Genomic DNA, 25325 nt, shown 5'->3' on the forward strand with positions numbered 1-25325 from the left:
CCTTTAAAAAAGACCACAATCATTTACAGAGTCTCCTTCGCCCTGCTGAATGTTGTAGTCTCCGTGTTACCGAACTCTTTTTAATGTATAAACATTATAACGCTATTGGTATTATTTGAAAAGTATTATGGACTCGGTGTTGACATCGCTTCCATTTCTTTTTGTAAAAATTCTGGCAATGGTTGATCTAAAGTGAAATGATCACTCGGGTCACGACTTGTGTCGGCGATAATTGCTCCATCTACTGTTAAGAAAAATTGGTTTCGGTACACGTGTCCACCTCTACTCGCTTCAACCATGCCAATCCACGTACCAGGAAGAGAGAAAATGGCTTCCGTTTCGTATAAGCCGCCTTCTACACGATGCATCACTTTCTCCAAATGATGTACAGTTTCCGGTCTATCTAACACCAATGTAACATTGGCATCTTCTATCGGATGGCCTTGTTCATCTTCTAAAAATAGATGAAGATCAACAGCCTCACCCGTGCGATACAGCTCACTCAATCCCACTACATCCATCGACCAATTGGTCACTACCTGTTCCTTTGTTCCTCCTATTTGAAACAAAAAGAATATCGATCCTACCATAAATATAAAAAAGATAATCGGCGTTAATAGTTCAGGTTGCAGCAACTTCCCAAGCTTCATATCATTACCTCCCATTTATGTCTTCATCTTAACCAATAAAGGAGGCAACTAAACCATTAAGAGACAGTGAAATAGCCACGTGAAGCTTCACGTGGCCAAAATATTTAATCTTGTTTATAAACAATCTTATAGACGTCATGTCTACGATCGCGAAGTTGATTCACACTTCCGGCACGACGATGACGACGTAAGATTTCAAGGTCTACATCTCCAACGACAACTGTAGAGATATTTGGATTACACTCACCTACAATCCCATCACGGGCAAAGGTAAAATCAGATGGACTGAAGATGCCCGATTGCGCGTATTGAATATCCATATTTTCTACTTCTGATAAGTTACCTACTGTACCAGATAAGACGGTATATACTTGATTTTCAATGGCACGCGCTTGGGAGCAGTAACGTACGCGTAAGTATCCTTGGCGATCATCTGTACAGAATGGAGTAAAGATAATATTAGCACCTTTATCAACTGCAATACGACCAAGCTCAGGAAATTCTATGTCATAACAAATTTGAATCGCGATTTTCCCGCAATCGGTATCAAAAACATTGACACGATCGCCACCATGAATTCCCCAGAATTTACGCTCATTAGGAGTGATATGCAGTTTGTATTGTTTTTCAATCGTTCCGTCACGCCGGAATAAATAAGCAATGTTATAGATCTTGCCTTCTTCCTCTACAAAATGCGACCCTCCGATGATATTAACGTTGTACTTAACGGCTAGAGTCGTAAACAATTCAATATAGTCTTCTGTGAATTCCGTTAGACGACGAATGGCACGACTTGGACTCTTTTCTGGAAGAAAAGAAAGCAGTTGTAAAGTGAAAATCTCTGGGAAAACAGCAAAGTCTGATTGGTAACTCGCTGCAACATCCGTATAGTATTCACACTGAATCGCAAAATCCTCAAAGGATGAAATTTTTTTCATTTCATATTGAATCGTTGTAATCCTTACTGGGAAGGACGTTTTAAATTGGCGCTTCGGTGATTTCGGACGGTAATCAATATTATTCCATTCCATTAATGTCGCATAACGCATAGATGCTTTGTCATCTTCTAAATAGTTTTGGTTGATTCGCTTTAATGAAAAACCATTCATTACTTGGAACGTTAAAACTGGATCATAAAGATTATGCATCGTTACTTCTTCCACATATTGTCGGGGGGTTAGTTCTTTTGCATGAGTATGGTAGTTTGGAATTCTACCACCGATAATAATACTTTTTAAGTTAAGTTCCCGCGCTAAATCTTTTCTTGCCTCATAAAGCCTACGACCAATTTTCATACGGCGATATTTTGGGTGAACCATTACCTCAATCCCATATAAATTATAGCCTTCAGGATCATGGTTTGTAATATACCCCTCATCTGTGATCTCATCCCATGTATGCTGATCATCATACTCATCAAAGTTAATAATTAAACTCGAACAAGAACCAATGATTTCACCATCATACTCTACACAAAATTGACCTTCTGGGAAAATATCAATATGACTTTGAAGATGCTCTCTCTTCCATGGCTCCATGTTTGGAAAGCATAATTTTTGCATATTTATAATCGCATCGAAGTCTTTTTCTTCGATGGTACGGATAATCATTCTTTTCTCAAATTTGGAAACATCAATTTCTGACACTTTCATCATCTCCTTTACCATAACATCCATGAGTTTACCCGTTTTTTGTCGATTTGAACACTCTTTTCACTTAGAGAGCCAAAACAAAAAAAAAGATCTGCTCTATATAGCAGATCTTCTCAATGAATCATCTTCTGATACGGAAATATGAACTCGAATATCACCTATCGGACTTCCTAGTGGAACTGTAATATATGGATAGCTTGAGTGGAATTTCGATTCACCCTCATTGATTACTGGAGGTGTTACATCAATGATACATTCTTCTTTAGAAAGTTCAGTTGCCGTCGTCCCTGCAACCCAGTTTCCAAACTCTTGTACAGCACTCCAACCCATATTATCTAATTGTTGTACTTCCATACCACCCATCATTGCACTCACTATATTAATGGCTGTTTCTGTTGAAAAGGTGCAGATAATCTGACCTTTTAATTCCCCTTTCACTCCTAAGATGACTGAAATATCATTTGATGGAACGGACCCACTACCAGCAGATGGTCGTAATATATCTACTTCGACACCTAGATGTCCCGTTAAAATCGATTTTGTTGCCCGGCAAATTGCATTTACATATTGTACATTCAAAACGTCAGACCTCCTCTAATTAGCTAAAACCCTACGGTAACTTTCTTTCATTATTAATGATTATCTACTTCTTTGATGTCTTGACGCATGATGTACCATTGCTCTCTAGCCATTTCTACAAGATTGGCTTCTAGCGCGCGATTCTTATGATGAATCACTTCACTAAAGTAACGTATCGCTTCCGCTTGATTTCCTAGCTTTCTTAATAACTCTGCAATCAAGTAGAGAATGCGCATATCCGTCATCTGAGTCCCAATATAATCAGCATGTTGATAAGAATCTCTATAATATTTCAATGCTTGCGCTAAATAACGTTCCTCTTCCTTGTGGTTACTTGTTCCTCTATATAACCAAGCCAATCGTAAACAGAGCCCTGCTATCACAATAGATTTCTCTTTTTTTAAGGAAGCTGAGATTAACCCTAGTTTCATCGTTCGGATCGCATCGCTTGGCGTTCTTTCTCCACCAAACTCTTGCCTCTGCCAAAGAGAGAACTGATCTTTTATCGCTTCTTTTGTTCCTACAGGGAAAGTAGAAGAAAACATTTCTGTAGAAGCAAACCCGCAGTAAGGGCATACAGAAACCTCGTAATAACTCGGATTCAGACTAGGAATTTTATATTCTGTGAAAAAATTACTATGTATTTTTTTCACTTTCACAAAGCGAGTGCGTAGTCTTTTAGTTACAAACGTTTGGTTACAGGCCATGCATGTACATTCTTTGTCATAAAGCGGCTTTATCTCACCATTCACAAGCCTCACCTTAGTTCTATAGTTTTATATCTATATTAGTATAAAAGATGTGCGATTCGCTACTCATATTCTTATATCGACATAAAACAAATTATTTTTATAACTTTTTACCTAATTTTATTTTATTTATTTTTATTGCATTACTAGGAATGATAAGCGTTTGCACAGTCATAGAGTAGATAGGAAGAAAGGTTTGAGAGATTTTGCTATGTAAGATGACGGAAAGTGGGGTTGTAAAGATGACAACGAATAAAAAAGAATGTGTTGCTATGCTACTAGCTGGTGGAGAAGGAAAACGCCTTGGTTTACTGACTAAAAAAATGGCAAAACCCGCTGTCTACTTTGGGGGCAAGTACCGGATTATTGATTTCCCTCTTAGCAATTGCACAAATTCAGGAATTGATACGGTTGGTGTGCTTACTCAGTACGAGCCTCTAGCCCTTAACACCCATCTTGGGATTGGTACGCCTTGGGGTCTTGATCATAGAAAAGGAGGCCTCACCGCCCTACCACCATTTGTGGAGAAAGCAGGTGGCTCCTGGTATTTAGGGACAGCAGATGCCATTTATCAAAACATGTGCTTTATTGAACAATACGATCCGGAGTACGTTCTTATTTTATCAGGGGATCATATTTACAAGATGGATTACGATAAAATGCTCACCTATCACAAGGAAAAACAAGCAGATGTGACAATCTCCGTCATTGAAGTTCCTTGGAATGAAGCAAGTCGCTTTGGCATTATGAATACAGATGCTTACTATACAATTACAGAATTTGAAGAAAAGCCCCTTACACCTAAAAGTAATCTAGCTTCAATGGGTGTTTATCTCTTTACGTGGTCCTATTTAAAACAATTTCTTATGGCCGATGCGAGCGACATAGAGTCTGAACATGACTTTGGTAAAAACGTTATACCTGCCATGCTTGATGATCATTGCAAGCTTGTAGCCTATCCTTTTTCTAGCTATTGGAGAGACGTTGGAACCGTTCAAAGTTATTGGGAAGCTAGTATGGACTTGCTAGATCCAGACTCTCCTCTTCGTCTTAATGAAGATAACTGGAGAATTTATTCTGCGAACCCTAACCAGCCACCTCAATATGTAGCTAATTCAGCTAAAGTAAGTCAGTCCTTCATTAATGAAGGCTGTCTTGTATATGGAAGACTTCAAAAAGCGATTCTGTTTCACGGAGTGGAAGTAGGCAAGCATAGCGTGGTTAGTGGCTCAATATTGATGCCTAATGTCAAAGTCGGTCAACGTGTTCAATTAAAAAATGTCATAGTCACAGAAGGAACGACTATACCAGATGACACAGTTATCACTTCACAAAAAGAAGAGATTATCGTCATTGATAACGAAACAAAATTTGAAGCGTTAACGATGTTGACGTAAGGAGGCTGTTTATTCATTGAACAGATTAATGGGAGTAATTAACTTAGATGCTGAACAAGATTTACTTGGTGAGCTTACGTATTTCCGCTGCGGAGCCGCTGTACCATTTGGTGGGCGTTATCGTCTTATCGACTTTGTTTTATCCAATATGGTGAATGCGAATATGTCAGAGATCGCTGTCTTTACAAGAAGAAAATATCGATCATTAATGGATCACTTGGGGAATGGAAAGGCATGGGATCTCGATCATGTAAAAGGAGGCCTATTTATTTTACCTCCAGATTGGAATGATCCAACTGATATTTCTAAAGGGGAACTCCAGCATTATCATAATAATCGCGATTTCTTTGCTCGTGGCCATGCTGATCATGTATTAATAACAGGCAGTCAGCATGTAAGCAGGATTGATTTTGAGGAGGTATTTAACCATCACCTTCATACAAAGGCTGATGTGACGGTTGTTTATCAGCACAACCCAAGTATCTTGAGTGACAATCGTTTTTCTAAAAAGTTGGTTATAGATGAAAAAGGACATGCAACAGCTCTATCTAATGACTCAGATAACCCAAATCACTATATGAATACGTACGTCATTAAGAAGGATCTTCTTCTCGATTTAGTGGACTCTTGTATATCAAGAGGTAAATCATTTTTATTTGAAGAGGGGATTATGACGAATGCAGATCGACTGCATATCACAAGCTACTCCTATAATGGCTACTTAGCTGTTATTGATTCATTACCTTCTTATTATCAAGAAAGTATGAAGCTACTTTCTGATCAGCATTTTGCTCAATTATTTTTATCAGAAAAACCATTATTAACCAAAATAAAAAACGAGCCGCCAACGGTTTATAAAAAGGGCTCAAAGGTAAGGAATTCCTTACTCGCTAATGGATGTGTAATTGAAGGTGAAGTCACCAATAGCATTCTCTTTCGCGGGGTAAAAGTAGAAAGTGGTGCCATTATTGAGAACTCCATTATTATGCAACGGTGCATCGTTGAAAAGGGAACGGTGCTTAGAAATGTCATCTTAGATAAAGATATTACCCTCACCTCAAATAAGACCTTAATAGGCGCATATACGCAACCTTACGTTGTAGCAAAGCGAAAGGTGATCTAAATGCTAAAGGAGAGAAGCCTTCAATGAAAGTAGTCATGGTTGCAACAGAATGTACACCCTTCTTTAAGACGGGAGGCCTTGCAGATGTAATCGGTTCGCTCCCGCATGCTTTAAGTGCATTAGCTCATGAACTGATTGTCTTCCTACCAAAATCGACATCGATCCCAACTCCTATCTTATTGCAGCTTGAATGGGTTGAGACCTTTTCTGTTTCTGTAACATGGCGCAATCAACATTGTGCCATCCTATCCTATAAAGAGAAAAACGTGACTTACTTCTTTATCGAAAATGACTATTACTTTGATCGTAAGCCCTTCTATGGCCAAGAAGATGATGGCGAACGATTCACCTTTTTTACACACGCAGTCCTTGAATCGATGGAAAAACTAGCTCTCCATCCTGATGTACTACATTGTCACGATTGGCAAACAGGATTACTTCCTGCTTACATTAAAGCAGGAGCCTATTCGTACAAGGTTAAAACGGTCTTTACTATTCATAACCTTAGGTACCAAGGCGTCTTCCCTCATTCGATCTTTAATGAGTTGCTTCACTTAGATAAGCAACATCAAATTGGTCTTGATCACAACGGAGCGATTAACTTTATGAAGGCCGCTATTGTTCATGCTGATTGGATTACAACCGTCAGCCCTACGTATGCAACAGAAATTCAATCATCTGCTTTCGGAGAAGGGCTTGATTCTTTACTTAGAGAAAGGAATCATTCTTTGACTGGCATTATAAATGGGATTGATGAGGGATATTTTAATCCGTCGACTGATTTTCATATCCCCGTTACATATCATCATCAGCCTGAACGAAAACGAGAAAATAAAAAAGCCCTTCAAGATAAACTAGGCTTAACAATCAGCGAGCACACTCCACTCATTTCTCTTATTTCAAGATTAGTAGAGGAAAAAGGTGTATCTCTTGTCACTAATACGTTCGATGACTTACTACAAGCAGAAGATGTCCAATTTGTATGCTTAGGTTCAGGAGATCCTGTGATTGAAGAGCAATTTGAACAACTTGCACAACGCTACCCTGACCGTGTTGCTTTTTACCGTGGCTTTAATGAAGAACTTGCCTCATTTATTTATGCTGCCTCTGACTTTCTTGTGATGCCCTCTAAATTTGAACCATGCGGGCTAAGTCAATTAATTGCTCTACGCTATGAAACAGTGCCTATTGTACGCGAAACGGGAGGCTTAAAAGACACAATTCTTTCTTTTAATGAGTTTACAGGAGAAGGAAATGGCCTGAGCTTCACGAATTACAAAGAAGAAGACTTTCTTTATACGGTGAGGCGTGGCTTGTGGCTATATAGAGAAGAAGCACTGTGGAAGCAGTTGCAACACAATATATACACGTCAAAGTTCGACTGGAGTCAATCGGCAAAAGCGTATGAGGATGTCTATAAACATGTAGTAAATGAAGGAGCGTGGGATGAAACCGATGAATAAAGAGACCTTTGCAGCTCAATTCCAAGAAAAACTATTAACCACGTTTAGTAAGCGTCCAGATGAAGCAACCAACAAAGAAGCATTCCAAGCCATTGCCCTTCTTGTAAAAAAAGAAGTGAATAGTAACTGGCAGAAAACAAAGCAAGTTCATTTAAGTAACGACGAAAAACAAATGTATTATTTCTCAATGGAGTTCTTGTTAGGTCGTTTACTTGAAACGAACCTCTTAAATCATGGGTGGTATGACGTATGTTGTGAAACTTTACATGATTATAACTTTGAGCCAAGTGAGGTATTTAGTGAAGAAGCAGATGCAGGCCTTGGAAACGGCGGACTCGGTAGATTAGCTGCTTGCTTTCTAGACTCATTAGCTTCCCTCAACTTACCTGGTCATGGGATTGGCATTCGATACAAGTACGGTCTTTTTCAACAAAAAATGGTCAACGGCTATCAGGTTGAACTGCCTGACTATTGGTTGAAAGACGACTATATGTGGGAGACGAAACGGTCCGAGAAAGCGATTGAAGTTCGCTTTGGAGGAGAAGTAAAGCCAACCTATGTCGATCAAAAGCTTACATTTGATCATGTAGAGTACGAGCGAGTGTTAGCCGTCCCTTACGATGTGCCAGTTGTTGGCTACGGAACAGATAATGTGAATACGTTAAGACTTTGGAGCGCAGAGTCGACGACTAACCCCTTTCATTTCAATTCGGTTCACGGAAAAGACTATTACCACTACTTAGATTACAAACGGTCGGTAGAAAAGATTTCTGAATTTCTCTATCCGGATGATTCGTCCTATGAAGGGAAACTTCTACGTCTCAAACAACAATACTTCTTAGTATCCGCTGGCGTTCAAAGCATTCTCAATCAATTCAAAAAAACGGAACAGCCAATATCGGAACTACCAGAAAAAATATCTATTCAAATTAACGATACTCACCCAACGCTCGTTATTCCTGAATTAATGCGTCTTTTAATGGATGAAGAAGGATTAGGTTGGGATCAAGCTTGGGATTTAACAACTAAAACAGTTGCCTATACAAATCATACAACCTTAAGTGAAGCCTTAGAAAAATGGCCTGAACAAATGGTAAACGAACTCCTCCCTCGCCATTACATGATCATTGAAGAAATCAATGAACGTTTCTGCAAAGGAATTTGGTTTGATCACCCAGAACTGCGTGAACAGATTGCCGATATGGCGATTATTTCCTATGATCAAATTCATATGGCTCATCTGGCCATGGTCGGTAGCTATAGCATAAATGGTGTAGCTAAACTGCACACGGATATTTTAAAGGAACGTGTCATGAAGCCATTTTACACCCTTTTTCCAGATCGTTTCAACAATAAAACGAATGGAATTACACATCGACGTTGGCTTTTGCATGCCAATCCAGAGCTAGCAAATTTATTAAATGAAACCATCGGCAAAAGCTGGATTCATGAACCGAAAGAGCTTATTAATCTATTAAAATATGTGGCTGATCCTAGTGTTCAAGCAGAGCTGGCACGGGTCAAACGCAAAAACAAACTTCACTTAGCAAGTTACATTAATCAGCATTATGGAATTCTTCTCGATGAAGATTCAATTTTTGATGTTCATATTAAGCGGCTCCATGGCTATAAACGCCAATTATTGAATGTATTTCACATCCTGCATCTTTACCATTTATACAGAGAAAACCCATCACTAAATTGCACCCCAAGAACCTTCATCTTCGGAGCAAAAGCGGCTCCAAGCTATCACTTCGCCAAGCATGTCATCAAGTTAATCACAACCGTTGCAACAAAAATTAATAACGATCCTTTGATCAAAGATAAATTAAAAGTTGTCTTCCTAGAAAATTACAATGTTAGTCTAGCTGAGAAAATCATCCCAGCCGCTGATGTAAGTGAACAAATTTCGACCGCTAGTAAAGAAGCCTCCGGAACAGGAAATATGAAATTAATGATGAACGGAGCTCTAACCATCGGTACACAGGATGGTGCTAATGTAGAAATTGGTGCAGCAGTTGGCGCAGATAATATTTTCACATTTGGTCTGAGCGCAGAGGAAGTCTTTGAATACCAAGCAACCAACAAATACCGTGCAAGAGATTACTACAACAGTGACCAAAGGCTACGAACAGTCATCGACCAGCTAGTCAATCAATCTTTCACTCAAGATGACGTCGAGTTTAAAGACATCTACTACTCACTGCTTTTTAATAATGATGAGTACTTCGTCTTGCGCGATTTTGATAGCTATGTAGAAGCACAACAATTAATTGATCAGACCTATCGTGATCAAGCTTCCTGGTTAAAAAAGAGTGCCACAAACATCGCTCATTCGGGTAAATTTTCAAGTGATCATACGATTATGGAATACGCCAATGATATTTGGAAGATCAGTCAATCTCATTATTCGAAAAGCTGATAAACAATCTAGATATGTTTCTCATAGTAAAAAGGAGTGTCACCTCGGACACTCCTTCTTTTTTTATTTATCTCCTCGAAAAGATAACCCATCCAAAAAGAATCGACTAAAGAAAATGTAAATAAGCAATACTGGTAATGTGAAGATCATTGAGGCCGACATAACGTAGTTCCAAAACGACACGTTCTCTGATTGAAAGGCATTAAGTCCAACTGGTAATGTATACATGCTCGTTTCAGACATAACGATTAATGGTCTCATGAAATCATTCCATAGCGCCATGAATACAAATATCGCTTGTGCAGCTAGTGCTGGCTTAGCCATCGGCAGAACGATTCTAAAGAATGTTCCCATCCTACTTAGTCCATCAATTGCGGCAGCCTCTTCTACTTCTCTCGGGAAATTGATGAAGAATTGACGCATCATAAAGATAAACGTGGCATTAACCATAGCAGGAACAATCATCCCTTGGTAAGAGTTCAACCAACCTAACTCCTTCAAAATAAGATAGTTAGGAATCATGGTAACTTGACCTGGGATCATAAGAACGGCAAGCACTAGGACAAACAGTGTCTTCTTACCTGGAAAACTCAAACGAGCTAGTGCATAACCAGCCATTGAGTTAAATAGAATATTAAGCAATGTTCCAACTACTGCAATTACAACACTGTTGAATAACCAGCGGATAAAGAGTGGCTGGGTACTAATAATGTAGCGATAGTTATCAAGTGTCCAATTTTCAGGCAAGATGGAAAATCCACCTACAATCTCATTCAAAGGTTTGAACGAAGCAAAGAATGCCCATAAAAAAGGAGTAACTGTTACAACTGCATAACCTATAAGGATCGAATATAGTATGAACTTTCCAATTTTTAAATCTTTCAATGCTCTCACTCCAGACGTATTAATACACTTGTTCATCCTTTTGGAATTTGCGCTGAATGAGTGTTGCAGCTAAGATAATGACCGCTAACAAGAAAGCAAGCGCTGCTGCGTAACCCATTTGATCATACGTATTAAACGCATATTGATAAATCAACAAAACGATTGTCAGTGTCGAGTTATCCGGTCCACCTGTTCCGCCTGAGAAGATATACGATTGATCGAAAAGTTGGAACGTCCCAATAATCCCCATAATGACTACAAATGATGTGATTGGTCGTAACATCGGAACCGTAATATAGCGGAATTTTTGGAACGCTGATGCCCCGTCAAGCTCTGCAGCTTCATATAAACTTTCCGGTACATCTTTCAATCCAGCTAAATAAATAACCATATAAAAAGGAGCAGTTGCCCAAATGTTCATAATCATAATGGCAATCAACGCAACCGACGGATCTCCTAGCCAGTTATAAGTCGGTAAGCCAATCGTACTTAAAAATTGGTTTACTAGACCATTTTGATTGTTATACATGAACATAAAAATTAAAGCCAACACAGCTGATGATGTTAAGGTTGGTAAAAAGAAAATGACACGAAAAAGGTTCGTTCCCTTAATCCTTGCGTTCAAGCAAGCTGCAAGAATCAAGGCAAGGAGCGTCTGAACAGGTACAACTACCGCTACATAAAAAGCAGTGTTGCGTAGAGCAATTCCCGCCCGAAAATCATCTGAAATTCGAACGAAGTTATCAATTCCTACAAACTCAGAAATTCCTCCAAGTAAATTCACTTTCTGAAAGGATAGAATCACTGCATAAATGATTGGTAGTAAGATAAACACACCAATAGTCAGTAATGCTGGGCCCATGAATAGATAGCCCTGACCTGCTTCACGCATGTGCTTTTTTGACGGTTTTTTTATGGCCATGGTGGTACTCCTTCCCCAAGTCGATTCATCTCACTTCTACATACTAGAATCAACTAAGCGGTTTAATGGGTAGGTGGGAGGGACCCACCTACACCATTACGCTCTATTGAATTTCACGGTTCGCTACATCTTCTGCTTCTTCTAATGCCTCACCTAAATCACGTTGCCCTAAAAATGCACTAATAAATTGATTTCCAAAATTATTATTAATGATCGGTAAATTCGTATCATCTGACCATACTGTCGCATATGATGTTCCAGCTACAAATGGACCATAAATTTCATCATCCGTATAATCAAGCGTTTCAGCTACAGATGCACGCGTCGGCAGTGTTAATCCACTCGCCGTCCATGCTTCCATTCCTTCTTTCCCAGTTAAGAATTCAATTAATCTCCACGACGCTTCTTTTTTATCACTTGCTGCATTCATTACATAAGAAACAGTAAACGCCATTGTGCCTTGCTCTCCATTAATGGTAGGGATTTCAGCAACCCCGTAATTAACATCTGGGAAATTCTCATCAAGGAATGGAATCGTCCAGTTTCCTTCCATAATCATCGCTGCTCTTCCAAGTGCGAACATTTCTCCACCATTATCAGATCCTACTTCAGATGGCTCTGCTGCTGTTCCTGCTTCATTTCTCATATCAACAACTGGTTGCAACGCTTCAACCACTGCAGAATCGCCAAACGAAGCTTGGTTGTCAGTTACTACTTGGCCACCATTCGATTCAGCGATGAACATAAGACGAGCTAAATCTGGCACGACTCCGTAACCATACGTGCTATCGGTTGTAAGGGCTTCTGCCATTTCTTCTAGCTCCTCCCATGTTGCCGGCGGTGCATCAAATCCAGCTTCTTCTAGTAAATCTTTATTGTAGAAAAGAGCCAATGTGGATGTATCCTTTGGAAGTCCATAAATCGTATCATCGTTTCCACGGAATGCATCTAATAGCGGCTGTTCAAAATCATTCAAATCAAAGTCCTCTGAAATATACTCATCAAGAGGTTCAACCACTCCCGTTTCAATTAAGCCAGGAGCTTCAAATGCATCTAGATAGAACACATCAGGTCCATCTCCACCAATTAAACGAGTACGCAAGACATCCATGTATGAATCAGGAATTGTACTAATTGTTACTTCTATATCAGGATTTTGTTCCTCAAACAGAGCAATCGTCTGATCTAAGTACTTCTGCTCTTGTGGTGATGATTGCCAACCTGTTAAGGTGATTTGGGTGACTTCACCATCGTTTGAATTCTCTCCAGAAGTACTTTCCCCGCCGTTATTCCCGCAACCTGCAAGAACACTACCAAGTAAAACTGTGCTAATCCCCATTGTCATAAACCATTTTTTCATCATGCTTTCCCCTCTCTTGTTTCCTTTTTATATAGGTTAATTTTTAGATGACATCGGCTTTTTTTGATCAACTAATTGTATATCTAATCCTGTTGTATTCTTTTCAACAGTCACTTTCAATTCGTGATCTTCTCTACTAACTATGAGATCTAATTGTCCTGATGCGATCGTTACATCACGAAGCACTAGTTCATTCATGCTCTCTGGTAGCACGGGGTTTAGGGCGATTGTTTTCTTAAGTGTATCAGGATACAAACCGAGCATTGTTTGAACCATCACTAGAGGTGTACCTGCTGCCCAAGCTTGTGGTGAACATGCAACTGGATAAGGGATAACCGGCTTTCCATCTGAATAGCCACAGAATAATTCAGGTAGACGATCATTATCAAAGTATTGAGCAGCTTTGATTAATCCGTCAATGACAGCATTTGCCTGCGTGTGGTGGCCAAGCTTACCCATTCCAAGTAAAATCATGCTGTTATCATGTGGCCATACACTTCCATCATGGTAGCTCATTGGGTTATAACCCGCTTCACCTTCACCCATTGTACGAATGCCATAGCCTGAGAACATTTTATCTGAGACAAGCATGTTACTTACTGCTTGGGCTCTCCCTTCAGATAACATTCCTGCAAACAATACATGCCCTGGATTTGTTGTCAATGTTCCAACTGGCTTTTTGTCTTGATCAAGTGCGATCGCATAAAATTGTTGGTCCTCCATCCAAAAGGCTGCTTCAAAAGCTTCCTTCAGTTGGTTCGATTCATTCACTAATTGCTTTGACTTTTCAATGTTACCGACTGCCTCAAATAGCTCTGCCATTCCTTGTTTAGCTTGATACACATAACCTTGTACTTCTGCTAGCGCAATCGGAGTTTTAGCATAATCCCCATTACGGTGTACTACCGAATCAGCAGAATCTTTCCAGCCCTGATTAGCAATTCCTTTAGATGACTCTTGGTGGTATTCAACAAATAAATCACCATCACGATCCCCGTACTCATCAATCCACATCAGAGCATTTTCAACATTCTCTGTAAGCTCATTAAATAATTCAACATCGCCTGTCCACCTAATGTATTCAGAAAGCAGCATTAAAAACAAAGGCGTCGCATCGATCGTGCCATAGTAAGGAGTAAATGGAACTTGGTTCGTATTAGCCAACTCTCCTTTTCTAAGTTCGTGCATAATCTTTCCTGGTTGCTCATCTCTCCAAGGATCAAGCTTCGTACCTTGGAAGGCAGCCATAGTACGCAACGTTCCTTTTGCTACATCAGGTTGGAATGGGAGCAGTTGCAATGCTGCAATTAAGCTATCTCTTCCGAAAGGAACAGCAAACCATGGCAAACCAGCTACTGGAAATGATCCATATCCTAAATCCGTCAATAGTACACGCATATCTGAGACACCACGATCAACAAGACGTTGAAGCGGTAAATGATCCGTTTGAAGTTTTGCTATGTTGTTATCCCACTTTGCATGACTTTCTTTTAACTTTCGGCTAGCTTCATCAACAGGTAATATAACTGGATCTTCATTGTTTTCAACTGGTACAATTGCTAAAACGATTGACTCTCTTTGCCCATGAGCAAGCTGGAATCCGAATGTTAGATCGCCTAGATCTGTTACTTGTTTTGCTTGCTTGCTCCACTGGATCACCGTCTGTCTGGAGATTTGATCTGCCCCTTCATACATGAAGCGTAATTCGTTTTCTCCTTGTTTTACGCCTGTTTTGCTGCCAATCTCACCATGTTGAAATCCTCTTACGATGAACATATCTTGAAAATCAGCTTCCATATGAACACTTAAATCAAAAGAGACAGGCTTCGGGTAATAGTTGGTTACGATCAATTCCTCATAACAAACACCATCATAGATAAATCTCTCACGCTTCAATTCAACAGACTCGCGCCATAAAATCAATTGCCCGTCTTCCTCCATATGAGGATTCGTTAAGATAAACGATGAGCGGTAGGCATCATCAGAATTTGACGTGAGCAAAACCGGCTCTTGTTGATTGATTCGTACATCAAACTTACTCAAATAACGAGTGTCTTTCGTATAAAGTCCTGCTCCATATTCATGGCCTTTTGGGATATTTCCTTTTTCATCTGTTAAAAGGAATAGATCATTTTCTTTTATTACTCGATAGTTCATTTGTCTCTCTCCTCAGGATGATTTCTTCCAAAACGTTTCGGACTATGCTTTAAAATAAAATCCAAAACGTTTTGGATTTAGTGTACAAGAAAGTTTATGCTTTCTTGTTGTTAAAGTCAGTAGATTGACGTATTTTTAAATTACTCTTTAAGATCCGAGCATTATTGGTTTCTTTTTCTGCTAATAAATCAATGAGAAGACCTGCAGCCTCATAACCTATTTGATATTTGTCTTGTGCTACTGTTGTTAGACTTGGAGTCGCGTATTCAGCTAGAACGATATCATCATATCCAATTACGGATAATTGGGAAGGCACCGGAATGTTCAATGTTTTAGCTGCTTTTAGAACGCCTAATGCCATTAAATCACTTGCACAAAATATAGCGGTTACATTCGAATGGTTTCTTAAAAAGTAAAGAGCTACTTTTTCTGCTTGCTCTTCGCGGAATTCTCCATTTAAGATCCAATCCTCTTTTATAGGGATTTCATTTTCCTCTAGAGTAGCAAGATAGCCTTCCTTACGCTTCTGACTTACAAAGGCCTTTTTATGACCATTCATCATCGCAATTTGTTGATGTCCTAAATCAATTAAGTATTGAACAGCCTTTTTAGCACCGTCTACATTATCAGTAGACACATAACCTACTTTATTACCTGTAATCGGAACATCTACTACAACGCAAGGAATATCACTTTCAATTACTTCCTCTAGATAAGGATCATCTGTTTTGATCCCTTGTAAAATAACTCCTTCAACTCGGCGTTCACGACATAATTGCGTATAGCTTTTTACCTTTTGCTGAGCTGAATTGGTATTAAATAAGATCAGATCATAATCAAGTTCTGCCACACGATCATTGATCCCACACAATACCTCAAACGTAAAATTATCTTTTGCCCCTTCACGACTTATCTCTGAGACGAGAAGGCCAATCGTTTTCGAACGATTCATGACCAGACTTCTAGCTACAGCATTCGGGCTATACTTTAATTCTTTCGCCACTTCCTGTATACGCCGTCTAGTCTTTTCACTCACGTCACTATACCCGTTTAAAGCTCTCGAAACGGTTGTGATCGAAACGCCAGCCACCCTCGCAATATCTTTTATAGTAGTCACGATAACCTCCAAAACGTTTCGGAAACATTTGATAGTGATAACGCTTTCTTAGTGATGAGTATACTAGAATCCCTCAATAAATGAAAGCGTTTTTTAAATGTTCATTATAATTTCTTTAACATTTCTAATTTAATCCGCTGTACGTAATACTTTTGCTTTGAACAAAATAATGAAGCAAACAACAGCTAAACCAACTGCACTAACAAGCATGATCAGCTCTATAGCTATGCCTATCGCTAAAAATAAAGACGTCACCAGATAGGAAACTGGTAATAAACCCATTGAAGCAAACGATGTTAAGCTCATCACTCTACCTAAGTATTCTCTCTTTGTATGGCTTTGAATAACGGCAATCAACGGTATATTAGTGACACTAATGGCGACTCCCAGTAAAATAATGAAGAACATACTGCTTATAAAAGTTGTTGAAAGGCTAAAACCTAGAAACATTAGTCCTAAAGAAGACATCGCCAAAATGGAAATTAGCCCCCTCCTCCGTTGAATATTTAAAAGCCCAACGCCCACCCCACCTAAAAGCATTCCAACAGCAATTCCTCCATTTAAAAAGGCATACGTTACTTCATCCCCGTTTAAAATACGAGAGGCAAATAACGGCATCCCAAGCTGCAAGGGGCCACTAAAGAAAAAGTTCAAAAAAATGGTCGAAGTCATTAATGCTAATAAGAAAGGACTTTGCCTGACATAAGCCAATCCACCTTTAATGGCTTGAATCATCGTCTCTTTTCTTTGTACATCCTTTGAATGGTCTGCTTCTCTTTTTTCTGGCATCTTCTTCTTAATAAGAAGATCAATCACCCCAGCTATTATGAGAGAGACCGCTGTGATTGTAAAAATGAGGACGTATCCACCAGTTGCTAGCATCGTTGCTGCAAGAAGAGGTCCAATGATCATTGATCCTTGACGAGTCATATCAATCACAGTATTAGCCCGAGTCAATTGTTCTTCTTTCACTGTTTCTGGCAAGATTGCACTACTAGCAGGCCAAAAAAAAGCATCTAATACACCGAAAACGAAAGCTAATGCAACAAGTGGCCAAATCGTATAAGCATCATAAAACAATAATCCAATCACCCCAAGGAGTAAGACACCTTTAAGAAAATCAGAAAGAAACATCACCCATGCTTTACTCATCCGATCAGCAATCACGCCGCCAATTAACATAAAAAGAAGCCTTGGAACGCTGGAGGCGAAAAATACAATGCCAAGCATCGCTTCTAACCCTAAATAATCAACAACATACCAATTCGTTGCTACCATAAAAAAAGAAACACTAAAACTAGAAACGAGTAAGGTTAGAAATAATAGAACAAAGCGATACTCCTTAAATACAGAAGGAACTTTTACTACCTCTGTTTCATTTATTGTCGATGCTTCTCCCATTGTAGCCACCCCTATTTTTACATCAGTTGTATAACAATTTCTACCACCATCGAATGTTAAACTAAAAAAATAGATGAAGTTCTCATCTATTCAGTTAACATTCGTTCTAAAGACCTTATTACCTGCCCAATTTCCTCTTGATTCACTTCATAAAAAACTTTGTTCTCTCTTCGAATTGCTTGCACAAATTGTCTCGAAACCAAAGCTGACAAGTGATGGGAGATTGTTGAATTGGATACTTCTAGGTGTTGAGCTAACTCATATCCATACATTGGTTGTTTCTTTAATAGTTGTAGCATTTTAAACCGCTTCTCATCTGTTATCGTCCTGATCGCATCTAATGTTTCCTTTTCACCCCTGCCAATATCCTGAACTTCGAGATGACGCGCACCTATAATAAAAGCGGTTAGATTCATCTTTTTTACCGACATAAAGAGCATCGAATAATCAGCAAAATAAGATGGAACGACAACAAGTTTTTCCCACTCCTTAACATCAATACCATACTGTGTAATCAACCCGCTCATATAGCTTTCATTTCGTTTTAAACTCAGATCTCCTACATTCGTCAGCCACACCTGTTGTTTCTTTAAAACATCAGCTTCAATTGATTCATAATAATGATAATAAAACCGTTCAATCAGTTTTATCAAACGCTGTTTCGTTTTTGAACCATCAAAAATGAGATAACTCAGCTTCCACTTTTCTGTTTCAGGCAAGTTCAACTTCTCTAAGAAAGAGATTACTTCACTCGGTTCTTTATAATTGGTTAACTCTTCATCGGGTCCATAGCCTGTATGTGTAAAATGAGTAAACAGTTCCTCATCACTCAAATTATGCATCGCACTTAGGAACGCATGAACATCTTTGTAAAGCCCTTCTTTAATTACCCATGGAATAATCGTAATAGCTAGAAAACTTTCCTGGTGAAAGAACGTTTCTAACTCATGCTTCATCTCACTAGGGAGCTTTTTTCTTGTTTCTTCAATCCACTTTTCCATTTCCTTTGATACTTGCCCGTTCAAGTCCTCTAATTCATTTAAATATTCATGACTCACGACTCTTAACATACTAACTAATAAGTCGACAACCGGCGATTGTAAAAAAGTTACTTTATTTATTGAACCCATCCAAACACCTCCAACTCATATCGAATCAGATGTTCGATATATATAGAATTATATGTAAGACAAAGATGAAATGTCAATTACTAAATGGAAAAAATCCCATAATAAAAAACGATAAAGAATTACTCCTTATCGTTTAATTGCTCTCGTACTTGCAGGGCAAGCTTAGGGTTGTCAGTAAAAATCCCTGCACATTCCCACTCCATATACATTTTTAACAATCCCTCGCTATTGACTGTATAAGGCCTGATCTTAATTCCAGCATGAATCAACGCTTTAGCTTCTTCTTCTAATAGTAAAGGAGACATAAAATGATACCCCGAAACACCTACTTCTTTTACATATCTTTCTGGCATATATAATGCTGCTGTCACGATGACTGCGGATTCAAGTTCTGGCGCTACTTTTAGAGCTTTATGGATCACATTGTGGTCAAAAGAAGAAAGAATGACACGCTTTGTTAGCTCGTACTCATGTAAAAGAGGCAGAATGGTCTTCACGACATGGTCACGCTGTGTGATCGCCCCTTTTAGTTCAATGTTCAATGTCATCTCTTTATCGCTTGCCCAAATAAGCACTTCTTCTAACGTTGGAATTTTTTCCTCAGTAAACGCCGAGTCAAACCAAGAACCAGCGCTTAGGCTTTTTAATTGTTCAACGGTATGAGCACCCACATAACCTGACCCATTCGTCGTACGATTCAAGGTCGCATCATGAATCACAACCGGCACTAAGTCTTTACTTAGCTGGACATCAAATTCAATTCCATCCGCCCCAAGCTTATACGCTGCTTCAAAAGCAACCATTGTATTTTCTGGATAATGAAGCGAAGCTCCGCGGTGGGCAAATATAGCTGTTTTATTCACGTAGAGGTCTCCTTTTCTAAATGGAATTCAATACTCTTCATCTACTTATCTTTACCTTTTTTTAATCTTATTCCCATCCCTAGTTAGAAATCAACCTTCTGTCCATCCTAATATGAATATCTTCTATACAATCAAAAGAAGCCTCCCTTTTAAAGGAAGACTTCGTTTAATGACTTACCCTGTACATACTACTGATTTCTCTGTTTCTCAGCTCGCTTGTCCGCTTCATTCATTCGAGCCATCGCTTCTTTATCTTCTGCATCTGCTACTTCTGCTGAATATTCAACATCATCATACGGTCCTTGTTGTTGGTATTGCTTATTCTCATTTTTTTTCATCGTTATACCCTCCTAAATTTGATAAGCAGATCTGTTTTCACTTATCGAAATTAGTATGTACGAGGATGGAAGTAAACTATTCAGCTACTTGTTATTAGCCAAAGAATAGGAATCCAAACACACCAAATATCAATGTTGAAATCACCACAATGACAACCCCGATTAATGTTTCATACGGCAGGAGTTTAAAACGCTCTTTCATTGCCATTCCAACACTGGCTCGTGTAATGTGGAAAAATGTTCCGTGAGGCATGTGATCAAGCACCGTCGCTCCAGCATGAACCATCGCAGCTCCTGCTAAGGCATGAATGCCCAGTTCTAAAATCGTTGGGGCAAATACATTACCGGCTACTGCTGTAGCGGCAGCTGTCGACCCAGTAGCAGCAGACATTGTAATACCAGCAATCGGTGCTAGGAAATAAGCAGGTAAGCTTAGTGCATCAATTCCATGTAATATTTGATCAATTAGAGCGGAGTGGGCGATTATTCCCGCTAACGTTCCTGTTCCGAGTAACAAAATCGCCACTCCTGCCATTTTCTCAAGTCCAGAATGGATATAATGATTTAAATGTCTTCCTTTACCCATCACAAGTGCCCCTATTACACCACCTATTGGTAGAGCAAAGAGAGGGTCAATATGTATGCCAAAGAGAGGTTGCAAAAGCAATAGAGCAATCGCTACTCCTGGAGCGGCAAGAGCTTTAGCTAAAATTGGTGATTCACCGACAACTTCATTTGGAAGTTCATTCTCCTCCACAGCATCTCCAACATTACGAAGTTTACGTGCTAGCACGTAAGTAATGGCGATTCCGCCTAAAGCTGGGACAACCCCGACAAACATCACAGACGTTAAAGGGACTTGAAATGCTTCTGCCGCTGCGATTGTATTTGGATTGGGTGAAATGATATTTCCAGCTTTTCCACCTCCAGATATGGCAAGCAAGACCGCCATCTTTGACAAGTTTGCTCTTTTAGCAATCGATAAGGCAACTGGGGCCACGGTTAATATGGCTACACCAATAAATACGCCTACACCTGTCAACACCATTGTCGCCCCTGCAACAGCAAGTAAAGCCTTTGTTTCGCCAAGCTTATATAAGATCGATTCAGCAATTGTTTTTGCAGCACCAGATTCGATTAACACTCCGGCGAGAATACCCGCAGCCAAAACCCTTAAGACAACCCCTACCATCCCTTCAGCGCCGCCGATCATTAATTCAACCGTTTCAAGTATAGTGGCGCCACCAATTACTCCGCCAATTAAAGCCCCAGCCATCATTGCATAAGCAGGTGCTACTCTTATTAAAATTAATCCAATTGTCGCAACCAATGCGAGTAATGTTCCAACTATTGTTAACTCGATATCCATCTTTTACTCACCTAACGTCCTCTTCAATTCTCAAAACTTAATAGTACTTCTTTTCTATGAAAAAAACTAGTTATGTTAGAATACCTTCCAAACTAGTTGAACGTCTACATGTTGATTGCTAATATGGCAACTAGCTTGTCTTTTAGCCAAAATTTATTTTGAGCTTGACAAACTCGTCATATTTTCGGAATATTAATACTATTAATGCAATTAAAAGGGGGGTTTATGATGGAAGAAGAAAGCCGATTAATACAGACGATTAATGAGATTAGTGGGTTCGTATGGGGCCCACCGCTTCTGATCTTATTAGTCGGAACAGGTATTTATCTTACATTCCGTCTCGCATTTCTTCAATTTTCTACTTTGCCTTATGCACTAAAGCTTGCTTTTAGTCGTAAGCAAGACAAAAAATCAGAAGGAGATATTTCTCATTTCCAATCTCTTATGACTGCACTCGCTGCTACAGTTGGTACCGGTAACATCGCCGGGGTAGCAACCGCTGTTGTCATCGGGGGGCCGGGTGCTGTGTTTTGGATGTGGCTATCTGCCATTTTCGGTATGGCTACAAAATATGCAGAGGCTATTCTAGCTGTTAAGTACCGTGAAAAAGATAAGAACGGTCAAATGGCTGGTGGACCAATGTATTATCTTGAAAAAGGTCTAGGAATGAAATGGCTCGGTGTAACCTTTGCCATTTTAGCTGCTATCGCTGCCTTTGGTATTGGTAATACGGTTCAATCAAACTCAGTAGCTGCTGTTATTGAGAGTAATTGGGGTATTAACCCTTGGATTACCGGTATTCTTCTTGCCATCTTCACAGGTCTTGTTTTACTAGGTGGGATTCGCAGTATTGGTCGCGCCGTTGCTTTTATCGTACCTTTAATGGCTTTATTCTATGTTGGTGCTGGTCTTATTTTAATTTTAAGCAATGTGACACTTGTTCCTAGTGCAGTAGCATTAATTTTCTCTGATGCCTTTACTGGTCAGGCTGTTGCGGGTGGAGCGATTGGGGTCGTTATTCAATACGGGGTAGCTCGTGGTGTATTCTCCAATGAAGCTGGTCTAGGTTCTGCTCCGATTGCTGCTGCTGCTGCAAAGACAGATTATCCAGGTCGTCAAGCGCTTGTATCGATGACTCAAGTCTTTATTGATACGATTATTATTTGTTCAATCACTGGTATTGCTCTTGTAATGGGTAATCTTTATACAGGTGGAGAAACGGGTGCGGCGCTTACCTCTGCGACATTTGAATACTTCTTAGGACCAGCAGGGGCCATTGTTGTTGCTGTAGGTTTAGTATTCTTCGCCTACTCGACGATTCTAGGCTGGTCGTACTATGGTGAAAAATGTTTCTATTACCTTTTTAAATCACAAAAATCTATTGTTGTGTATCGTGTGTTATTCGTATTAGCAGTTGCATTAGGTGCAGGTGCAAGCTTAGACGTTGTTTGGGGCGTTGCCGACATTATGAATGGTCTTATGGCTGTGCCAAACTTAATTGGTCTTCTTGGTCTCTCAGGTGTCGTTGTAGCTGAGACGCATCGTTTCTTAAAACAGATGCGACAAGAAAAGGCCGAGAGTAAAGCCTTGAAGCAAGAAGGATAAAACAAGTAACCCGCCAATTTAGAGTTGGCGGGTTTTCTATTAGTGAAAAAAAGGTAGGGTGAATGAGAAAGTCGTCCCCACTCCAATTGAGGATTTTACCCAGATCCTTCCTGCATGTGCTTCTACAATACTTTTTGTTATAGCTAGTCCAAGCCCTGTTCCTCCAAGGTCTTGAGATCGTGACTTATCACCACGAAAAAATTGATCAAATACAAAAGGAAGGTCATCTTTTGAAATTCCTAGACCATTATCTTGGAGGTGGACCGTTATTTCATTCAACGAAACCTCTTGTTCAAAGGATAGTTCAATCTTCGTTCCCCCATACCGCACAGCATTGTCTATTAAATTTGTCATCACTTGATTGATTCTAACGGGGTCAATATTCATTAAAACAGAAGGGATGTCTCCTGCTACATCTATCTGAACTTCTTTTTCACTAACATCCAATTGAGCTTCCTGGACGACCATTTGGAAGAATAGTCGACTATCTAACTGTTCCTTCATCATGGAAAATTGACCGAGTTCTAGCTTAGTGTAATCGAACAGATCTTCAATTAAGTGGTCCAATTGAATGGTTTTTGCTTTAATCACATTTAAATACTTCTGCTGCATCTTTTCATTTTGTATCACACCGTCCGTTAAACCTTCTACGTAGCCTTTTATAGAGGATAATGGTGTTCGTAAATCATGAGATATACTAGCTATCAGTTCCTTCCTAGCTTTCTCATATTGTCTTTTCTTAGCATCTGCCTCTTTCATATGTGTTCTCATCAGGTCAAATCCACTTATGAACCGTCCAATTTCATCGTTTCGTTTATACGAAACCGGATAGTCGAGGTTCCCTTGCCGCATTTCCTCAGTTGCTGTATAGATCTCCCTTATCGGATACAGAACAGTTCTAGAAAAATACCAGATCCACCCACCTATTAAAGTGATCAATACCACTATTCCTGTACCTATACTAATAAGAATGTACCGAATAACATCACTAAACATTGTAAAAGGAGCTGTGTCTGAGGAATTTGAGATCACTTCCACATTTACAAGCTCTCTCGTTGCGGTTGCAACTTGGAGGTGAAAGGGATTAACTTGTGACCAACTCTTTTCTTTTTGGTTAGAATGAAATTGACTTGAGTCAAATAACCTTTCTCCCTCTATAGACGTAATTAAAATATCCATTTTATATGTCTCTAACAAAGGCCTTAGAGTTTGATAATCTGAGTTTAGTGTTTCTTCTTCAAAAGATAATGGTCTAATTTCACTGCGAAGTTTTGAGAGCAATATTTCAATTTGTTTATCCTGTTCTTGAGCGCTGCCCTCCAAGTTAGAAGAATAGAAAGACAACATTAAGAATGACGAAAGAATGGGAAGGATAATAGTAGATAAAAATGCAAGTAAGAGTCTGCCTTTTAACCCTTTCATTTTACCGAAATCCCGTCAAACTTGTAGCCAATACCCCAAACTGTTTTGATGTAGGCTGGCTTCGATGGGTCGACCTCAATTTTCTCACGAAGTTTACGAATGTAAACCATTAAACTATTAAAGTCTCCTACATGATCATATCCCCAAATTTGTTCAACCAAATGTTCTTTTGTAAAGACTTGTCCCCGGTGAGCGGCTAGAAACTGAAGTAATTTAAACTCCGTTGCTGATACCTCTCTATTTAAACCTCTAACAGTCACTTTATATTCTCTCTCATTAATGACAAGGTCCCCTATTTCTATTACCAGAGAATCTTCTTCCTTGCCTGAAGAGAAGTGCTTATATCTTCTAACCTGTGCTTTAATACGCGCCACCAATTCACTAGGACTAAATGGCTTTGTCAAATAATCATCAGCTCCGATACCAAGACCAATGATCTTATCCGTTTCACTTTGCTTGGCACTCATCATCACAATTGGGATCGTTGATTCTTGACGAATACGTCTGCAAACTTCTATACCGTCCATTTTCGGTAACATGATATCTAAAACAACAAGCAACGGTTTCTTCTTTTTAAATAAGTCAAAACCTGATTCACCATCTTCTGCTAAACAAACCTGAAACCCCTCGAGTAACAGGTAATCCCTTACTAATTCACCTATTTCTCGCTCATCTTCTACAATTAAAATGAGATCTTTACTCATTCCACCCCACCTATCTA

21 protein-coding genes are annotated in these 25325 nt (G+C 39.4%); 5 read left to right on the top strand and 16 right to left on the bottom strand.

The genetic code is table 11. The features are described 5' to 3' along the window. Positions 1 to 125: 125 nt before the first annotated feature. The 4 genes from AB3N04_RS07990 to AB3N04_RS08005 form a co-directional block, all read right to left on the bottom strand. Positions 126 to 650, bottom strand: a complete 525-nt coding sequence (locus AB3N04_RS07990; RefSeq protein WP_368505564.1) for a FixH family protein — start codon at positions 648 to 650, stop codon at positions 126 to 128. 104 nt (positions 651 to 754) lie between these two features. After that, entirely contained in the window at positions 755 to 2296 is a 1542-nt protein-coding gene (locus AB3N04_RS07995; protein ID WP_368505565.1) for a GNAT family N-acetyltransferase, read from the bottom strand. 102 nt (positions 2297 to 2398) lie between these two features. Continuing rightward, positions 2399 to 2881 carry a chemotaxis protein CheX gene (locus AB3N04_RS08000; protein WP_368505566.1) on the bottom strand — a complete coding sequence of 161 codons (483 nt, stop codon included), beginning with the start codon at positions 2879 to 2881 and terminating at the stop codon, positions 2399 to 2401. 53 nt (positions 2882 to 2934) lie between these two features. Then, positions 2935 to 3633: a DUF2225 domain-containing protein gene (locus AB3N04_RS08005; protein WP_368505567.1), complete on the bottom strand. Its 699-nt coding sequence runs from the start codon at positions 3631 to 3633 to the stop codon at positions 2935 to 2937. A 239-nt stretch (positions 3634 to 3872) separates the two neighbouring features. Between AB3N04_RS08005 and AB3N04_RS08010 the strand changes: the two genes are divergently transcribed. Genes AB3N04_RS08010 through AB3N04_RS08025 form a run of 4 tightly spaced genes read left to right on the top strand, consistent with a single transcriptional unit; the run spans position 3873 to position 10035 of the window. Continuing rightward, complete coding sequence (locus AB3N04_RS08010; protein WP_368505568.1) at positions 3873 to 5027, top strand: glucose-1-phosphate adenylyltransferase; 1155 nt, start codon at positions 3873 to 3875, stop codon at positions 5025 to 5027. 16 nt (positions 5028 to 5043) lie between these two features. Then, positions 5044 to 6150 (top strand): glucose-1-phosphate adenylyltransferase subunit GlgD, encoded by a 1107-nt coding sequence (glgD, locus tag AB3N04_RS08015; protein ID WP_368505569.1) that lies wholly within the window; start codon positions 5044 to 5046, stop codon positions 6148 to 6150. 23 nt (positions 6151 to 6173) lie between these two features. Continuing rightward, entirely contained in the window at positions 6174 to 7613 is a 1440-nt protein-coding gene (locus AB3N04_RS08020; RefSeq protein ID WP_368505570.1) for a glycogen synthase, read from the top strand. Beyond that, positions 7606 to 10035: a glycogen/starch/alpha-glucan phosphorylase gene (locus AB3N04_RS08025; RefSeq protein WP_368506012.1), complete on the top strand. Its 2430-nt coding sequence runs from the start codon at positions 7606 to 7608 to the stop codon at positions 10033 to 10035. The genes AB3N04_RS08020 and AB3N04_RS08025 overlap by 8 nt, the downstream gene beginning before the upstream one ends. A 63-nt stretch (positions 10036 to 10098) precedes the next feature. Here AB3N04_RS08025 and AB3N04_RS08030 read toward each other — a convergent pair whose 3' ends face one another. The 10 genes from AB3N04_RS08030 to AB3N04_RS08075 all read right to left on the bottom strand — a co-directional run bounded on the left by AB3N04_RS08030 (position 10099) and on the right by AB3N04_RS08075 (position 21577). Beyond that, positions 10099 to 10920: a carbohydrate ABC transporter permease gene (locus AB3N04_RS08030; protein ID WP_368505571.1), complete on the bottom strand. Its 822-nt coding sequence runs from the start codon at positions 10918 to 10920 to the stop codon at positions 10099 to 10101. Between the two features lie 19 nt (positions 10921 to 10939). Further along, positions 10940 to 11842: a carbohydrate ABC transporter permease gene (locus AB3N04_RS08035; RefSeq protein WP_368505572.1), complete on the bottom strand. Its 903-nt coding sequence runs from the start codon at positions 11840 to 11842 to the stop codon at positions 10940 to 10942. A gap of 103 nt (positions 11843 to 11945) precedes the next feature. Continuing rightward, entirely contained in the window at positions 11946 to 13205 is a 1260-nt protein-coding gene (locus tag AB3N04_RS08040) for an extracellular solute-binding protein (RefSeq protein WP_368505573.1), read from the bottom strand. Between the two features lie 33 nt (positions 13206 to 13238). Continuing rightward, positions 13239 to 15359: a glycogen debranching N-terminal domain-containing protein gene (locus tag AB3N04_RS08045; protein WP_368505574.1), complete on the bottom strand. Its 2121-nt coding sequence runs from the start codon at positions 15357 to 15359 to the stop codon at positions 13239 to 13241. Positions 15360 to 15453: 94 nt separating this feature from the next. Continuing rightward, positions 15454 to 16476 carry a LacI family DNA-binding transcriptional regulator gene (locus tag AB3N04_RS08050; RefSeq protein WP_368505575.1) on the bottom strand — a complete coding sequence of 341 codons (1023 nt, stop codon included), beginning with the start codon at positions 16474 to 16476 and terminating at the stop codon, positions 15454 to 15456. A 129-nt stretch (positions 16477 to 16605) separates the two neighbouring features. After that, positions 16606 to 17877 (bottom strand): MFS transporter, encoded by a 1272-nt coding sequence (locus AB3N04_RS08055; protein WP_368505576.1) that lies wholly within the window; start codon positions 17875 to 17877, stop codon positions 16606 to 16608. 86 nt (positions 17878 to 17963) lie between these two features. Beyond that, positions 17964 to 19007, bottom strand: coding sequence for an ArsR/SmtB family transcription factor (locus tag AB3N04_RS08060; RefSeq protein ID WP_368505577.1), 1044 nt, complete (start codon positions 19005 to 19007; stop codon positions 17964 to 17966). A gap of 119 nt (positions 19008 to 19126) precedes the next feature. Then, positions 19127 to 19870, bottom strand: a complete 744-nt coding sequence (locus AB3N04_RS08065; protein ID WP_368505578.1) for a glycerophosphodiester phosphodiesterase — start codon at positions 19868 to 19870, stop codon at positions 19127 to 19129. 188 nt (positions 19871 to 20058) lie between these two features. Continuing rightward, a complete protein-coding gene (locus tag AB3N04_RS08070; protein WP_317123375.1) occupies positions 20059 to 20208 on the bottom strand; it encodes a YfhD family protein in 150 nt (49 codons plus the stop codon). Between the two features lie 94 nt (positions 20209 to 20302). Continuing rightward, positions 20303 to 21577: a GntP family permease gene (locus AB3N04_RS08075; protein WP_368505579.1), complete on the bottom strand. Its 1275-nt coding sequence runs from the start codon at positions 21575 to 21577 to the stop codon at positions 20303 to 20305. A 228-nt stretch (positions 21578 to 21805) separates the two neighbouring features. On the opposite strand from AB3N04_RS08075, the gene AB3N04_RS08080 reads away from it, so the two are divergent. Beyond that, positions 21806 to 23182, top strand: a complete 1377-nt coding sequence (locus tag AB3N04_RS08080) for an alanine/glycine:cation symporter family protein (RefSeq protein WP_368506013.1) — start codon at positions 21806 to 21808, stop codon at positions 23180 to 23182. 39 nt (positions 23183 to 23221) lie between these two features. Here the strand turns inward: AB3N04_RS08080 and AB3N04_RS08085 are convergent, their stop codons facing one another. Beyond that, a complete protein-coding gene (locus AB3N04_RS08085) occupies positions 23222 to 24604 on the bottom strand; it encodes a sensor histidine kinase (RefSeq protein ID WP_368505580.1) in 1383 nt (460 codons plus the stop codon). After that, complete coding sequence (locus tag AB3N04_RS08090; protein ID WP_368505581.1) at positions 24601 to 25308, bottom strand: response regulator transcription factor; 708 nt, start codon at positions 25306 to 25308, stop codon at positions 24601 to 24603. The genes AB3N04_RS08085 and AB3N04_RS08090 overlap by 4 nt, the downstream gene beginning before the upstream one ends. Positions 25309 to 25325 lie beyond the last annotated feature (17 nt).

Origin of the sequence: Alkalihalophilus sp. As8PL (genome assembly GCF_040939795.1) — a bacterium.
Taxonomy (GTDB): Bacteria; Bacillota; Bacilli; order Bacillales; family Bacillaceae_D; genus Alkalihalophilus; species Alkalihalophilus lindianensis.